This is a genomic window from Erwinia tasmaniensis Et1/99, from assembly GCF_000026185.1.
GTDB classification, from domain to species: Bacteria; Pseudomonadota; Gammaproteobacteria; order Enterobacterales; family Enterobacteriaceae; genus Erwinia; species Erwinia tasmaniensis.
In genome coordinates, this window is sequence record NC_010694.1 from 1,443,162 (window position 1) to 1,459,403 (window position 16,242).

The 16,242-nt window shown below is 55.7% G+C and carries 13 protein-coding genes; 8 read left to right on the forward strand and 5 right to left on the reverse strand.

What is annotated here, in order from left to right:
* Positions 1-130: 130 nt before the first annotated feature.
* Positions 131-2,059, forward strand: coding sequence for a S8 family serine peptidase (locus ETA_RS07500; RefSeq protein ID WP_012441023.1), 1,929 nt, complete (start codon positions 131-133; stop codon positions 2,057-2,059).
* Between the two features lie 139 nt (positions 2,060-2,198).
* On the opposite strand, the gene fghA is transcribed toward ETA_RS07500, so the two are convergent.
* The 3 genes from fghA to ptrR form a co-directional block, all read right to left on the reverse strand.
* Entirely contained in the window at positions 2,199-3,044 is an 846-nt protein-coding gene (gene fghA / locus ETA_RS07505; protein ID WP_012441024.1) for an S-formylglutathione hydrolase, read from the reverse strand.
* An 11-nt stretch (positions 3,045-3,055) separates the two neighbouring features.
* The gene (locus tag ETA_RS07510) at positions 3,056-4,183 is read right to left on the reverse strand and encodes an S-(hydroxymethyl)glutathione dehydrogenase/class III alcohol dehydrogenase (protein WP_012441025.1); all 1,128 of its coding nucleotides are present in this window, start codon (positions 4,181-4,183) and stop codon (positions 3,056-3,058) included.
* Positions 4,184-4,274: 91 nt separating this feature from the next.
* A complete protein-coding gene (gene ptrR, locus ETA_RS07515; RefSeq protein ID WP_012441026.1) occupies positions 4,275-5,153 on the reverse strand; it encodes a putrescine utilization regulator PtrR in 879 nt (292 codons plus the stop codon).
* A 101-nt stretch (positions 5,154-5,254) separates the two neighbouring features.
* Between ptrR and ETA_RS07520 the strand changes: the two genes are divergently transcribed.
* The 7 genes from ETA_RS07520 (at position 5,255) to mglC (ending at position 13,569) form a co-directional block, all read left to right on the forward strand.
* On the forward strand, positions 5,255-6,388 hold the full coding sequence (locus ETA_RS07520) for a YbfB/YjiJ family MFS transporter (protein WP_012441027.1): 1,134 nt from the start codon (positions 5,255-5,257) through the stop codon (positions 6,386-6,388).
* 143 nt (positions 6,389-6,531) lie between these two features.
* Positions 6,532-7,197 (forward strand): GTP cyclohydrolase I FolE, encoded by a 666-nt coding sequence (folE, locus tag ETA_RS07525; protein ID WP_012441028.1) that lies wholly within the window; start codon positions 6,532-6,534, stop codon positions 7,195-7,197.
* Between the two features lie 102 nt (positions 7,198-7,299).
* Positions 7,300-8,460: a DUF418 domain-containing protein YeiB gene (yeiB, locus tag ETA_RS07530; RefSeq protein WP_012441029.1), complete on the forward strand. Its 1,161-nt coding sequence runs from the start codon at positions 7,300-7,302 to the stop codon at positions 8,458-8,460.
* 154 nt (positions 8,461-8,614) lie between these two features.
* On the forward strand, positions 8,615-9,655 hold the full coding sequence (gene galS, locus ETA_RS07535) for an HTH-type transcriptional regulator GalS (RefSeq protein WP_012441030.1): 1,041 nt from the start codon (positions 8,615-8,617) through the stop codon (positions 9,653-9,655).
* 312 nt (positions 9,656-9,967) lie between these two features.
* Positions 9,968-10,963 carry a galactose/glucose ABC transporter substrate-binding protein MglB gene (mglB, locus tag ETA_RS07540; protein ID WP_012441031.1) on the forward strand — a complete coding sequence of 332 codons (996 nt, stop codon included), beginning with the start codon at positions 9,968-9,970 and terminating at the stop codon, positions 10,961-10,963.
* A 54-nt stretch (positions 10,964-11,017) separates the two neighbouring features.
* Positions 11,018-12,538: a galactose/methyl galactoside ABC transporter ATP-binding protein MglA gene (gene mglA, locus ETA_RS07545; protein WP_012441032.1), complete on the forward strand. Its 1,521-nt coding sequence runs from the start codon at positions 11,018-11,020 to the stop codon at positions 12,536-12,538.
* A gap of 20 nt (positions 12,539-12,558) precedes the next feature.
* Positions 12,559-13,569, forward strand: a complete 1,011-nt coding sequence (gene mglC / locus ETA_RS07550; RefSeq protein WP_012441033.1) for a galactose/methyl galactoside ABC transporter permease MglC — start codon at positions 12,559-12,561, stop codon at positions 13,567-13,569.
* A 51-nt stretch (positions 13,570-13,620) separates the two neighbouring features.
* Here mglC and sanA read toward each other — a convergent pair whose 3' ends face one another.
* Both sanA and ETA_RS07560 read right to left on the reverse strand, forming a co-directional pair.
* A complete protein-coding gene (gene sanA, locus ETA_RS07555) occupies positions 13,621-14,334 on the reverse strand; it encodes an outer membrane permeability protein SanA (protein ID WP_042959296.1) in 714 nt (237 codons plus the stop codon).
* A gap of 181 nt (positions 14,335-14,515) precedes the next feature.
* A complete protein-coding gene (locus tag ETA_RS07560) occupies positions 14,516-16,213 on the reverse strand; it encodes an NAD-dependent malic enzyme (protein ID WP_012441035.1) in 1,698 nt (565 codons plus the stop codon).
* Positions 16,214-16,242 lie beyond the last annotated feature (29 nt).

Here is a 16,242-nt window from a genome sequence, read left to right on the forward strand (position 1 = left end):
CCGGGCCGACGGCGGGCATTTCAGGTCGCAACCGGTGAATTTAAACTTTATTAAGAGTGTTTAATTTCATTCAGTTACAGCCTTCTTCATAAACTGTTTACTCCTTATCGACGATGTAAACGGGAAAGAAATGAAGAAGAAACTGTTATATACCCTGATGGCTCTCTGTTCGGCTAACGCCGCGGCTACGGTCGACTTCTATGCCGGAGAAGGGATTGATTATAGATCCGTGGTGGTAAAGTTCAGCGAAAAGGGCATGAAGGCGCTGAACCTGAATGATGTGCAGCCTGGCGATAATAAAAATATTCGTCTGAACAATAGCTACGGTATGCCGCTGCATATGAATAAGCTCTTTGATGACGCTCCCCGCTCTTCACGGCTGGGCAGTAATAGCATCAAAAACGGACTGGGCCGGTATTACGAAATAAAATTGCCCGACCACCAGCGACGTAATATTGATTATATTAATGACATTATTGACTCCGTAGAAAAAGAGCATGATGTCGAGGTGGTTTATCCCGATTCGACACCTGTCTCACTTGAGCATTTTTCCACTGAAAACGGCGTGACGGGGCGTTTGTTGGCGAACGGCAAGACATCACCCCGGGATGCTGATGCCAGGATCCCTTCTTTCGTTGATCTGCAGTACTATATGAAGTCACCGGATGATAAAAAGGCCGGCTTCGCCCTGGGCGGGATCAATGCCTTTGCGGCACACGAAAAGTATCCCGGCAGTACGGGCAAAGGTATCACCGTGCTTTCTAATGAAATCGATCGCTGGGACCCAGAGCATCTTGACCTTCCTCAACCCCTCTTCGTATTGAGCTATAAGCCGGAGAAAATCAGCGCACACGATACCATGTCAGTCGGCATCATGGCGGGCAAAGATAATGATTTTGGCGTGACCGGCATTGCTAATCAGGCCAGCTTTGCCTATTGCGATTCGCCCAACAAACTGTTTATCGAGGCCGTTAAACGGCTGAAGCCGGGAGATGTAATACAGCTCGGTATCCAGTTAGGTATTACTACCATGCCGGGATGTACGCAAGATTGTTATGCCCCTATGGAGTACAGTCAGTCCTGGTTTGATGCGATAAAAACCGCCACCGATAGCGGTATCCACGTTATTACGGCGGCGGGAAATGGAAAACTGAACCTCGACCATCCGAGTTTTAACGGGAAGTTCGACCGGAGTAAGCGTGATTCAGGTTCTGTCATTGCCGGAGCGGTGGATGCGAGAACGGGTGAAACGGCCTGGTTTAGTGACTATGGCTCTGCGGTAGGCAGCGCTTCCTGGGGCGGAGATGTGACCACCACTTACGCTAACGGATCGGGCGCTGACTTGTGGGACGCCCCCCATGCGCAATATACCGCCAGCTTCTCCGGAACGTCTTCAGCCAACCCGATTATTGCCGGTGCGGTGGCGGGCCTGTCGGGAATAGCAAAACAACACGGCGTTACGATATCGCCTAAAGAGATGCGCGAACTGTTAACGGAAACCGGCACGCCGCTGGGCAGCTCCGGCAGGTATATTGGTACCCAGCCCGATATGATGAGAGCGGCAGAAAAACTGCTGGGGGCTGAAATACCCACGGAAGATCTGGCCGTGTCCGATTTGCAGGCAGGCCCGGTAATGCAACAGTCATCAACCCTGAGTTTTAGCGCTAAGGCGACGGGGAAACTGCAGCTGGATGCAGAGGTGATTGACGGTCAAGGGGTAAGAAAAGGCGCGATAAAGCAACGGCTTAACGATAACAGTGTCATCGTTAAGATCCCCCTGGCGTCAGTGACTGCGGGTGAATACTCACTGCGTTATAAGGCCACCAACGATGGTGGTGTGCTGATTAAGCAGGACAGGCTGAAATTTACGCTAAGTGCCGCGCCAACGGCCCCTGAATGGGATAAAAAAATGACCTACGGGAAGGCCTGCACTGAGGTGAGCTGGGACGGAAAAGTATGGCTGAACGGCTGGTGGGTAAACGGCGTCACTCCTGGCAGCGACGGTGAGTGGGGCGTATGGCGTGTGAAGGGCGCACAAAACATGCACGCGGGTTGCTAAAGGTCGCCTTGAGCGAAAGCTGCTCTGATAACGGTGAAAACCCGATGTGACGAGTCCGTGATGCCAGGGAGAGGTTGAACGCATGTGTCATTCCCGAAGAACAAGGGTAAAGGAATGACACATGTTTCCGCTCCGTGGGTTACGGCACCAGCAGGTGCTGCGCGTGGAAGCGCAGGTGATCTTCAATAAAGCTGGCGATAAAGAAATAGCTGTGGTCATAACCCGGCTGAATACGCAGGGTGAGCGGATAGCCCAGCTCGTGCGCCGTGGCCTCCAGCTGTTCAGGGCGCAGCTGATCGGCAAGGAACTGATCGCTGTCACCCTGGTCCACCAGCATCGGCAGCACCGCACCGCCGTTTTGCATCAGCCAGCAGCTGTCGTACTGCCGCCACGCATCGGTTTCCCCTCCCAGATAGGCGCTGAAGGCCTTTTGCCCCCACGGAACCGCCATCGGATTAACGATTGGCGCAAAAGCGGACACCGAGCTGAATTTCCCCGGATTGCGCAGGGCAAACATTAAGGCACCGTGCCCGCCCATCGAATGGCCCATTATCGCCTGACGATCGCTGACGTTGAAGTTTCCGGCAATGAGCGCCGGAAGTTCGCTGTTGATGTAATCGTACATGCGAAAATGGCTGGCCCACGGCGCTTCGCTGGCGTTCAGATAGAAGCTGGCTCCCTGTCCAAGATCGTACCCGTCGTCGTTAGCGACGTGTTCTCCGCGCGGGCCGGTATCCGGCATCACCAGCACCAGCCCCAGTTCTGCCGCTACGCGCTGCGCCCCGGACTTAACGCTGAAGTTCTCATCGCTACAGGTCAGTCCGGCAAGGAACCACACGACCGGCGGCGGCGTGCTGCTTTTCGGGCCGGGCAAAAAGATGCTGAACGTCATCGTGCAGTTCATGCTGGTGGAGAGATGGCGATAACGCTGCTGCCAGCCACCAAACAGGCGGTGTTCTTCTAAAAGCTCCAGTGTGGATGCCATTCTTTGCTTCCTTATGCTTTCGAGAAATGCACCACGGTACGGATCGATTTTCCTTCATGCATCAGATCAAAGGCGTCGTTGATTTGCTCCAGAGGCAGATTGTGGGTAATAAAGTCGTTGAGCTGGAACTCCCCCCCCATATAACGTTCAACCAGCCCCGGCAGCTGGGTACGGCCCTTCACGCCGCCAAAGGCGGAACCGCGCCATACCCGGCCGGTGACCAGCTGGAACGGACGGGTGGCGATCTCTTCGCCCGCGCCGGCCACGCCGATAATGACCGATTCGCCCCAGCCCTTGTGGCAGCACTCCAGCGCAGAACGCATCACGTTGACGTTACCGATGCACTCGAAGGAGAAATCAACGCCGCCGTCGGTCATCTCAACGATGACATCCTGAATGGGCTTGTCGAAGTCTTTGGGGTTAATCAGGTCGGTGGCCCCGAGCTTACGCGCCAGATCGTACTTGCTGGTATTGATATCGATACCGATAATGCGCCCGGCCTTCGCCATTTTCGCGCCAATGATCGCCGACAGGCCGATACCGCCCAGACCAAAGATGGCAACGGTATCCCCTTCCTTGACCTTAGCGGTGTTCAGTACCGCACCCATGCCCGTAGTCACACCACAGCCCAGCAGGCACACTTCTTCCAGCGGCGCTTCTTTGCTGATTTTCGCCAGCGATATTTCCGGCACCACGGTGTATTCAGAAAACGTTGAGGTGCCCATATAGTGGTAAATCGGCTGGCCGTCTTTGAAGAAACGGGTGGTGCCGTCCGGCATCAGGCCTTTGCCCTGGGTGGTACGGATGGCCTGACACAGGTTGGTTTTGCCGGAAAGGCAGAATTTACACTGGCGGCATTCCGGGGTGTAGAGCGGAATAACATGGTCACCAACCGCCACGCTGGTTACGCCTTCACCCACGGCCTCCACCACGCCACCACCTTCATGGCCGAGCACCGCCGGGAACACGCCCTCCGGGTCTTTACCGGAAAGGGTATAGGCATCGGTATGACACACGCCGGTCGCTACGATGCGTACCAGCACTTCGCCCTTCTGCGGTGGCATCAGATCCAGCTCTTCAATTTTCAGTGGCTCACCGGCTGCCCATGCTACGGCGGCGCGCGTTTTAATCATCTGCATATGTTGCTCCTGTCAGTGACTCCAGGCCGGGATTAGCCGGTCGGGAGCAGAATGTGTGGTTAAGCGTAACCCGGGTTGAGGAAAAGCGCCTCTAATCGCGGGTATCGGCATCAAATTGTTCAATAATCAGGTATTTCAGCGCTTTAATATTGGCGCTGAACGCGTCGCGCCGCCATATCAGCAGGGTATCGGTATCACGCATGGCGGATGGCAGAGGATGCTGTTGAACGCGCTCGTGGCCCGGCAGCTGTACCAGAACCGCCGCGGGCAGCAGCGCCAGCCCGCCGCCGCTGGCCACGCAGGCGAGCATCGCGTGATAGGACGATACCTCCATCACATTGCCCGGCTGAACGCCGGCGGCACGAAACCAATTTTCAAAACGAGCGCGGTAAGAACAGCCGGAACTAAAGGTAAACAGGGTGCTGCCTGCCGCCTCTGTCGGACGGCTGATGGCGCTATGATCCCGGCTTGAAATCAGCACCATCTCCTCGTGAAACGCCACGCAGCCGTTGAGTTCCTCAACGTTGACCGGGCCATCCACCAGCGCGGCGGCGAGGGTTCCGGCGCGTACACGTTCAATTAACTCGCCAGACGTACCGGTAACCAGCGCCAGCGTGACCGCCGGATAGCGCTGGTGAAACTCGGTCAGCAGCAAAGGCAGGCGCGTGGCCGCCGTGCTCTCCATCGAGCCGAAGGCGAAGTGCCCGCCTGGCTGACCCGCGTGGGTCATATTCAGCGCTTCTTCACTGAGTACCAGGATACGCCGCGCATAACAGAGGAAGTTGTGCCCCATGGGAGACAGCCGCAGCCGCTGCTTTTCGCGAATAAACAGGTCACAGCCCAGCTCTTCTTCCAGCTGGCGCAGGCGGGTGGTGAGGTTGGACGGCACGCGATGCAGCCGCTGTGCCGCTTTCGCCATCGAGCCGCAGTCCGCTACCGCGCAGAACATTTTCAGCTGGGTCAGATCCATGTGTTCACTTATCGTAATTAACTTGTCGTGTATTATTCACTTTCCGTAATTCTAGCCTTAGTGCATTCTGGTGGCAAACGGTAATCCGGTCAGGAGTGGTTATGGCAGTTCGTGTGGCGTTCAGCGCTTTTCTGGCGCTGGTGGTGGCGATGGGGATAGGGCGTTTCGCGTTTACGCCACAGGTGCCGTTAATGATAGCAGAACATCAGCTGTCGCTGACCAGCGCGGCGGTGGTCGCGGCATGCAACTATTTGGGCTATCTGTGCGGTTCCTTCAACGCCATGCGCGCCACCCGGCGTGTGGAGTGGCGTTTGCGGGCTGGTGTCTGGGGAGCGGTAGTACTGACGCTGCTGTCGGCGGTGCTCTCCACGCCCTGGCAGCACGCGCTGGCGCGTTTTTTGATTGGTTGGGCCAGCGGCTGGGCGATGGTGCTGGTCGCTGCCTGGAGCAATGAACAGCTGCTCCGGCATCAGCGGCCGGGCCTGAGCGCGGCGGTCTTTGCCGGGCCGGGCACCGGCATCTTCCTCAGCGGTATGCTGGCGGTAATGCTGCACGGCTATCAGGTGAGCGCCGGCTGGGCGTGGGCCGCCTATGGCGGGCTGGCTCTGGTGCTGGTGCTGCTTATTGCGCGCGCGTTGCCGCGCACCGGAGAGCTGCACCACCCGGACACGCCAGCGCCGCCTTTGCGTCTGACCCGTGGGCTGAAGCGGCTGGTGTGGAGTTACAGCCTGGCCGGATTTGGCTATATTCTACCCGCCACTTTTTTATCGCAGATGGCAACCACACGTTTCCCCGGCCTGGTCAGCCAGTTTGTCTGGCCTGTTTTTGGCGCGGCGGCGGTGCTGGGTATCATCATCGGTATTATCACCCGACGTTTCGGTCAGTCAAATCGCCGGCTGGCGCTGGTGCTGTGGCTCCAGGCAGCTGGCGTCTTTGCCGCTGATATCATTCCCGGCATCGGCGGTCTGCTGCTGGGGGCCGGACTGGTGGGCGGCGGATTTCTCTGCGTGGTACAGCTGGCTTTGCAGTACGGGCGCGAGCTGGCACCGCAGCACGCACGCTATCTCGCCGGACTACTGACGACCGGCTATGCGCTTGGGCAGCTGGCGGGGCCGCTGCTGTCGGCCATATCCACCTCTTTAACCCAGCGGCTGGAGCCGGCGCTGTATATCGCCGGAGGCGCTTTGCTGGTTGCCGGTCTGCTGGTATGGCGGCGTGCGGCGGTGACTGAATGACACCGTTTCATGGTTGATTAAAGGGATTCACTGGATTACGCGCTGAATGTGTTCCAAAATAGCGCTCACGAAATTTCGCCGGGACTGTCGTCGTATCTCAACCCTACGCTGCAGGCCCGCCACTGCCGGAGAAGATTAAAAACATGGCAACGTTAAGTCAGGAAGCCACACTCGTTCATCAGGCGCTGGTTGCCCGTGGTCTGGAAACCCCGCTGCGTTCACCGGTGCGTGAAATGGATGATGACGCGCGTAAACAGCTGATTGCCGGGCATATGACCGAAATTATGCAGCTGCTGAATCTCGATCTGGAAGACGACAGCCTGGCGGAGACACCGCAGCGTATTGCCAAAATGTACGTAAATGAAGTGTTTTCCGGCCTGGACTATGCCAACTTCCCGAAAATCACCGTCATCGAAAATAAGATGAAGGTGGACGAGATGGTGACGGTGCGTGACATCACGCTGACCAGCACCTGCGAGCATCATTTTGTGATTATCGATGGCCAGGCTACCGTGGCGTATATCCCGAAGGATAAGGTGATTGGCCTGTCTAAAATCAACCGCATCGTGCAGTTCTTCTCCTCGCGTCCGCAGGTGCAGGAGCGACTGACGCAGCAGATCCTCGTGGCGTTGCAGACGCTTCTCGGCACCAGCAACGTGGCGGTTTCGATTGATGCGGTGCATTACTGCGTCAAGGCGCGCGGTATTCGCGATGCCACCAGCGCCACGACGACCACGTCGCTGGGCGGGCTGTTTAAATCCAGCCAGAATACCCGCCAGGAGTTTCTGCGCTCGGTGCGCCATCGTTAATTGATTATCTGTCCCCAGCGGGCGTGTTTCTCTCAACCGCCCGTTGTTAACAGTCAAACCGGGCGCGAAGACAGTTGAGCCGCCCCCTGCGTGGAACCTGCTATGCCCCGTATTCTTCCGCTGGATTTCGTGCGTGGAGTGGCGATCCTCGGCATTCTGTTGCTCAATATCACCGCCTTTGGTTTACCGAAGGCCGCTTATCTTAATCCTGCCTGGCACGGCATGCCTTCCGCCAGTGATTTCTGGGCGTGGGCCGCGATGGATCTGCTGGCGCAGGCCAAGTTTCTCACGCTGTTTGCCATCCTGTTTGGTGCCGGTCTGCAACTGTTGCTGCCGAGGGGAAAGCGCTGGATACAGTCGCGCCTCTCCTGGCTGGTGATTTTCGGTTTTCTGCACGCGCTCCTACTGTGGGAGGGCGATATCCTGCTGGCCTGGGGGCTGACTGGCCTGGTGGCCTGGCGCATGATCCGTGACGTTCCCGGCAGCCGACAGCTATTTAATACCGGCGTGATGCTTTATCTGGTTGGCTGTGCGGCACTGCTGGTGCTCGGGTTAGCGTCCGGGCCGCATGCTAACAGCTCCTGGCTGCCGGATGCGGCGGAGGTGCAGTACGAAACGTTCTGGCGAACAAACGGCGGTTGGGAAGCCATGGCCAATCGACTGGATATGTTTGGATCGACGCTGATGGCGCTGGCGGCGCAGTACGGCTGGCAGCTGGCAGGGTTAATGATGTTAGGGGCGGCGCTGATGCGCACCGGCTGGCTGCGCGGCGACTGGAGCCTGCAACACTACCGTCGTAACGGCGTGCTGCTGATCCTTGCGGGAATGCTGATCGAAATCCCCTCTATTATTCTGCAATGGTACTGCCAGTGGGATTTTCGCTGGGCCGGTTTTTTTCTGCAGTTACCTCGTGAAGTCAGCGCACCGTTCCAGGCGCTGGGCTATGCCGCGCTTTGTTTTGGCTGGTGGCCCCAGTTGCAGCGTTTGCGCCTGACCTCGGCCGTCAGCGCCATTGGGCGCATGGCGCTAAGCAATTATCTGCTACAGACGCTGATTTGCACCACGCTGTTTAATCACTTCGCGTTGTTCAACCATTTTAACCGCCTGCAACTTATGGCGCTGGTACCCGCGATCTGGCTGGTCAACGTGCTGTTCTCCGTGTTCTGGCTGCGTTTTTTCCGTCAGGGGCCGGTGGAATGGCTGTGGCGGCGCTTAACCGCATTCGGTCTGAGCCCAGAGGACAGGCCGTCCGCCGGAAGATGATTTGGCTCACAAAGCGCTAAAATGATCGTGTAACCGCTTTCATGGTTGTGATATCTCTCACGCAGCCAGCCGTCAACGCCTGACAAAATAGACGGCAGGATCATCCCATGTCAGGAACTCGAATGCATAACCCATCTTTCTGCGGCAACCGGCCATGATGACGATACGCGATGTGGCCCGCGAGGCGGGCGTTTCTGTTGCTACCGTCTCGCGGGTGCTGAACAACAGCGCGTTAGTCACCGCAGATACCCGGGCCCGCGTAATGAAAACCATCCAACGATTGGACTACCGCCCTGATGCCAACGCCCAGGCGCTGGCTAACCGCTTCAGTGATACCATCGGCGTAGTGGTAATGGACGTTTCCGACCCCTTCTTTGGTGCGCTGGTTAAGGCGGTGGATACCGTTGCCCAGTCGCTGCAAAAACAGGTGCTGATCGTTAACTCATGGCATCGTGCTGATAAAGAACGCCACGCCATTGAGGTGCTGATCCGGCAGCGCTGTCATGCCCTGATCGTGCATGCAAAAGCCCTGTGCGACGGCGAACTTGCCGACCTGATGCAGCAGGTGCCGGGCATGGTGCTTGTCAATCGGGTGGTGCCGGGCTTTGCCCACCGCTGTGTGAGCCTTGATAACGTGAGCGGAGCGCTGATGGCGATGCGCCTGTTGCTACAGCATGGGCATCAGCGCATTGCCTATCTTGGTTCCATCCATCCGATTGAAGACAACGTACAGCGGCGCGCAGGCTGGTATCAGGCGCTTAGCGAGCAGGGCATTACCCCGGCTGACGGCTGGTGTGCCGAGGGCGAGCCTGATTTGCAGGGGGGGGAGCAGGCGATGGTCGAGCTGCTGGGGCGCAATCTGCAGCTGACGGCGGTATTTGCCTATAACGACAGCATGGCGGCCGGAGCGCTGGCGGCGCTGAAAGATAACGGTATTGCGGTGCCGCAGCAGCTTTCGCTGGTAGGGTTCGATGATATTCCCTTTGCACGCTATACCGATCCGCAGCTCAGCACGGTGCGCTATCCGATTGTTTCTATGGCGAAACTGGCCAGCGAACTGGCGCTGAAAGCAGCGGCAGGACAGATCAACATCCACGACCATCATTGCTTTATGCCTACTCTGGTCAGACGTCATTCGGTGGCGGCACGACAAACTGTGGCGGCGGTCACTAACACGACCGATTCCCCACTGTAACCGCTTTCAATTTGTGAGTAAACTCACAGTTAATTAACATTCATTTATCTAAGATGGCAGCGTTCAACAGGTGCGATAACACCATCTCGTTGTGCGACTGGCGCATATCACGCACTTCGTGGCACCTGTGGAATAGTTAACCACTCTACGCATGGCAAGCATTGCCCGGTGAAAATGGGTGGGTCGAGGCTGTTGTTGGCTTTCGCAATGTTGCCGAAAAATTTCGTCTGTGAGTCTTTTTATCCCTGCACCCTGTCGCCTCTTTTCCCCGACTGGCTGTGTGAGGTTATACCCTACAAAACCGGAGATAATATGAATAAGAAGGTTTTCACGCTCAGCTTCCTGTTGGTCAGTATGATGTCAGGCACCGCGGCTCAGGCCGCAGACACGCGCATTGGCGTGACCATCTATAAGTATGACGACAACTTTATGTCGGTGGTGCGCAAGGATATTGAGAAAGAGGCCAAAAACAGTCCGGGCGTGCAGCTGCTGATGAATGATTCGCAGAACAGCCAGTCGACACAAAACGATCAGGTAGACGTGCTGTTAGCAAAGGGAGTGAAGGCGCTGGCGATTAATCTTGTCGATCCGGCGGCGGCGGCGGTGGTGATCGCTAAAGCGAAAGCCAACGATGTTCCCGTGGTATTTTTCAATAAGGAACCCAGCGCGAAAGCGCTGGCCAGCTATGACAAGGCGTACTACGTCGGGACGGATTCTAAAGAGTCGGGCGTGAAGCAGGGCGAACTGATCGAGAAACACTGGAAGGCCAACCCGGCATGGGATCTGAATAAAGACGGCCAGATGCAGTTTGTGCTGCTGAAGGGCGAGCCGGGCCACCCGGATGCAGAAGCGCGAACCAAATACGTGATTGATACGTTGAACAAAGATGACGTGAAAACCCAGCAGCTCCATCTTGATACCGCCATGTGGGATACGGCCCAGGCGAAGGATAAGATGGACGCATGGCTGTCGGGGCCAAACGGTAACAAAATCGAAGCGGTGATCGCCAATAATGATGCAATGGCGATGGGTGCGGTAGAGGCGTTGAAAGCGCATAACCGATCCTCAGTACCGGTATTCGGCGTGGATGCGCTGCCCGAAGCGCTGGCGATGGTGAAATCCGGTGCCATGGCCGGTACGGTACTGAACGATGCGGTTAACCAGGCAAAAGCCACCGTGAATATGGCCAAAAACCTGGCGGCGGGCAAACAGCCTACCGAAGGAACCGACTATAAACTGGATGGTAAAGTGGTGCGTGTTGCCTATATCCCGGTAGATAAAGACAACCTGTCTCAATTGCCGCAATAAGTATTTTCTGATGCGGCCAGCCGGCCGCATCAGCCTAATCAGCCGGGTAAAAATATGGGCAGTAATAGCGTGCAGTCAGATCGCGAATATTTACTGGAGATGACTGCTGTCTGTAAGTCATTCCCAGGGGTTAAAGCGCTTGATAATGTCAATTTAAACGTTCGTCCTCACTCTATTCACGCCCTTATGGGAGAGAACGGTGCCGGCAAATCCACACTGCTTAAATGCCTGTTCGGTATTTATAGCAAGGATAGCGGCAGCATCCTCTTTCAGGGTAAAGAAGTGGATTATAAAAGCGCGAAAGAAGCGCTGGAAAATGGCGTGTCGATGGTACATCAGGAGTTGAACCTGGTGCTACAGCGTAGCGTAATGGACAATATGTGGCTTGGACGCTATCCGAAAAAAGGATTATTCGTCGACCAGGATAAAATGTATCGCGAAACAAAAGCCATTTTCGATGAACTGGATATCGATATCGATCCGCGTGAAAAGGTGGTCACCCTGTCGGTTTCGCAAATGCAGATGGTCGAAATTGCTAAAGCGTTTTCTTACGATGCTAAAATTGTCATTATGGATGAACCGACCTCATCGCTTTCGGAAAAAGAAGTCAACCATCTGTTTACTATTATTCGTAAACTCAAGGATCGCGGCTGCGGTATTATCTATATCTCCCATAAAATGGAAGAGATATTTCAGCTGTGCGATGAAATAACCATCCTGCGCGACGGCCAGTGGATCGCCACCCAGACGTTGCAGGGACTGGATATGGACAAAATTATCGCCATGATGGTGGGGCGTTCGCTTAACCAGCGCTTTCCTGATAAAACCAACGTGCCGGGTGACATCATCCTTGAGGTACGCAACCTGACTTCGCAGCGCCAGCCGTCGATACGCGATGTCTCTTTCGACCTTCGCCAGGGTGAGATCCTCGGCATTGCCGGGCTGGTGGGGGCAAAACGCACCGATATTGTCGAAACCCTGTTTGGTATTCGCGAGAAATCTGCTGGCACTATCCGCCTGCACGGTAAGGCGATTAACAATCACAGTGCTAATGAAGCCATTAATCATGGCTTTGCTCTGGTGACCGAAGAGCGCCGATCGACCGGTATTTATGCCTATCTGGATATTGGCTTCAACTCGCTAATTTCGAATATTGCGAAATATAAAAACCGCATCGGGCTACTGGATAACGGCCGCATGAAAAGTGATACCCAATGGGTGATTGACGCGATGCGGGTAAAAACGCCGGGGCATTATACCGCCATTGGATCTTTGTCCGGTGGTAATCAGCAAAAGGTGATAATAGGCCGCTGGCTGCTTACCCAGCCGGAAATTCTGATGCTGGATGAACCCACGCGTGGCATCGACGTGGGGGCAAAATTTGAAATCTATCAGCTTATTTCACAGCTGGCGAAGAAAGGAAAGGGGATCGTGATTATCTCCTCTGAAATGCCCGAATTGTTGGGTATTACGGACAGGATACTGGTGATGAGTAATGGCCTGGTGGCAGGGATTGTCGAAACAAAAACAACGACGCAAAACGAAATATTGCGTTTGGCTTCATTGCACCTTTAATCACTCACGGGTTGTTGACTATGAAAGCGGTAAATAAAAAAAGCGCGCTCACCTGGCTTAAAGAAGGTGGGATTTATGTGGTGCTGCTGGTATTACTGGCCATCATTATTATCCAGGATCCCACATTTTTAAGTTTAATGAACCTGAGTAATATTCTGACTCAATCTTCGGTACGCGTGATTATCGCGCTGGGCGTGGCCGGGCTGATTGTGACCCAGGGAACGGATCTGTCCGCCGGGCGTCAGGTGGGATTGGCCGCCGTGGTGGCCGCCACGTTGTTACAGTCGATGGATAACGCAAACAAGGTCTTTCCTCAGTTGGAAACGTTACCTATTGCGCTGGTTGTGGTGATCGTCTGTGCCATCGGCGCGCTGATTGGGCTGATTAACGGCCTGATTATTGCCTACCTGAAAGTGACGCCGTTTATCACCACGCTGGGCACCATGATTATCGTTTATGGGGTTAACTCTCTCTATTACGATCGCGTGGGCGCATCACCGGTTGCCGGTTTTGACGAAAAGTTTTCCACTTTTGCCCAGGGTTTCCTGCGCTTCGGTGACTTCAAACTCTCCTATATCACCTTCTACGCGCTGATTGCCGTGTTTCTGGTGTGGATCCTGTGGAACAAAACGCGTTTCGGTAAAAACATTTTTGCCATCGGCGGCAACCCGGAGGCCGCACGCGTTTCCGGCGTTAACGTGCCCTTTAACCTGATTCTGGTCTACGCGCTGTCCGGGGTGTTCTACGCCTTCGGCGGGATGCTGGAAGCGGGGCGTATCGGTTCGGCCACCAACAATCTCGGCTTTATGTATGAGCTGGATGCGATTGCTGCCTGCGTAGTCGGCGGCGTTTCGTTTGCTGGCGGCGTGGGAACGGTAGCGGGCGTGGTGACCGGGGTGATTATCTTTACGGTGATCAACTACGGCCTTACCTATATCGGCGTCAATCCTTACTGGCAGTACATTATTAAAGGCGGCATTATTATCTTCGCCGTCGCGCTGGACTCGCTGAAATACGCACGTAAGAAATAGTGATGTTAAGCACGGGTGCCGTGCCGGAGGCTGACCCTGGGGTCAGCCTTTTTATTTCTTCTGCTGCAACTCCAGCAGCTGCTCCGGGCTGACCGCCGGATAGCTTTGCGCATCTTCCGGCACCTCGTGGCGGGCCGGGATGGGCACCAGCGGGCCGAGGAAACGCGGCTCGCGCTTCATCAGGTAGAGATCGGCCAGCGCCCCAAGACGCGCAGCCACTTCGCGCAGCCGCACGCTCATCATGTTTTTTGGCGACGGCACCGCGTAGCACTGGGCCTGAATCCCCATATGCAGCGCGATCAGCAGTGCGCGTTCGCAGTGAAAACGCTGGGTGATGATAATAAAATCGTTGGTGTCAAACACTTTGCGCGTGCGCACGATAGAGTCAAGCGTACGAAAACCGGCATAGTCCAGCACAATGTCAGAGGGCTCCACGCCTGCGGCGATAAGGTCACGGCGCATGGTCATCGGCTCGTTGTAACTCTGCTGGGCATTGTCCCCGCTCAGCAGCAGGTAATTCACCTTCCCGCTGTTATAGGCGTTCAGCGCACCCTGCATACGATAGAGATAATACTGATTAATCACCCCGGTACGGTAAAATTTGGCGGTTCCCAGTACCACGCCAACCTGGCGATGCGGCAGCGCTTTGAGATCGTCATACACGTAGGGGGCTGTTTTCCAGCTGATCCAGCGATCGAGGCCGAGCGCGGTCGCTGCTATCAAAGTAATAATGATAATCAGACCATAAATCAGGCGCTTCATCATAATGAACGGCACTCGGGTTGGCAGGGAAACAGGATCCAAGGCTACTTGAGGCGAGGAGGTGAAGCAAGTTACAGTGTGCCAGATGAGGGTTTTCCAGGCAAATACCCCCTTTATTGCTGGCATCAATACGGGCCTGCTAAGCCACCCGCATTGATGTCATCGATTCAGGGGATAACCACGATCAGATTGAGGTACGACGATAGTTACGGTACTGCGGCAGCCAGAAGTTGGCGGCAATGGCTTTTGACAGCACGTCTTCAGAAGTCACTACCGCTACGCCAGCCAGCTGGGCCGCCTTGCCGACCGCCATTGCGATAATTTTAGAGACACCCTGAATATCATTCACTTCCGGCAGTACCGGGCCCTCGCCGTCGTTCACCAGCGGTGAGCAGTCTGCCAGCGCACGGCTGGCCGCCATCAGCATACTGTCGGTGACGCGGCTGGCACCGGAAGCAATCACGCCGAGGCCAATACCGGGGAAGATATAGGAGTTATTGCACTGGGCAATAGGATAGGTTTTATCCTTCCAGCTTACCGGAGAGAACGGGCTACCGGTCGCCACCAGCGCGCAGCCGTCAGTCCAGGCCATAATATCCTGCGGGGTGGCCTCCACGCGCGAGGTTGGATTGGACAGCGGCATGATGATGGGGCGCGTGCAGTGCTTGTGCATCTCGCGCACGATCTCTTCACTGAACAGGCCAGGCTGGCCGGAAACGCCGATCATAATGTCAGGCTTGGCGTTACGCACCACGTCCAGCAGCGAGAGCGAGTCGTTGGCGCTGTCCCAGCCTGACAGGCTGTCACTTTTCTGCACCAGTCTGCTCTGGAAGTTCAGCAGATTAGGCAGCCTGTCGGTCAGCAGGCCAAAGCGGTCAACCATAAATACCCGCGCGCGCGCTTCCTCGTCGCTCAGGCCTTCTGATTTCATCTGGGCGATGATCTGTTCGGCGATACCACAACCGGCGGAACCTGCACCAAGGAACACCACCTTCTGTTCACACAGTTTACCGCCCGCGGCACGGCTGGCGGCGATCAGCGTTCCCAGCGTTACGGCGGCAGTACCCTGAATATCATCATTGAAGCAGCACACTTCGTCGCGGTAGCGTTCGAGCAGCGGCATGGCGTTTTTCTGCGCGAAATCCTCAAACTGCAACAGTACGTTCGGCCAGCGGCTCTTCACCGCCTGAATAAACTCGTTGACGAAATTATCGTACTCTTCGCCGGTGATGCGCGGGTGACGCCAGCCCATATACAGCGGATCGTTCAGCAGCTGCTGGTTATTTGTTCCGACATCAAGAACGACCGGCAGCGTGTACGCCGGGCTGATGCCGCCACAGGCGGTGTACAGCGACAGTTTGCCAATCGGGATGCCCATACCGCCAATCCCCTGATCGCCGAGGCCGAGGATACGCTCGCCGTCGGTGACCACGATCACCTTGACGTTCTGCTTGGTGGCATTCTGCAACATGTCTTCGATGTTGGCGCGGTTTGGGTAGGAGATAAACAGGCCGCGTGCGCGGCGATAGATCTCTGAAAAGTGTTCACACGCCGCACCCACGGTCGGGGTGTAAATAATGGGCATCATCTCTTCCAGATGATTGTCCAGCAGGCGATAAAACAGGGTTTCGTTAGTGTCCTGGATATTGCGTAAGTAGACGTGCTTATCGTTATTATTTTTAAAGTCCTGGAACTGACGCCACGCACGCTCTGCCTGCTCCTCAATGCTTTCTACCGTTTCCGGCAGCAGGCCGTTGAGGTTAAAGTCATTGCGCTCCTCAATCGAGAAGGCGCTGCCTTTATTCAGCAGAGGAAATTCCAGCAGGATGGGGCCGGCATAGGGGATATACAGCGATCGTTTACTTTCGTATTCGAGTTCCATGTCATTCTTACTCTTTCAGGGGCGGGAAG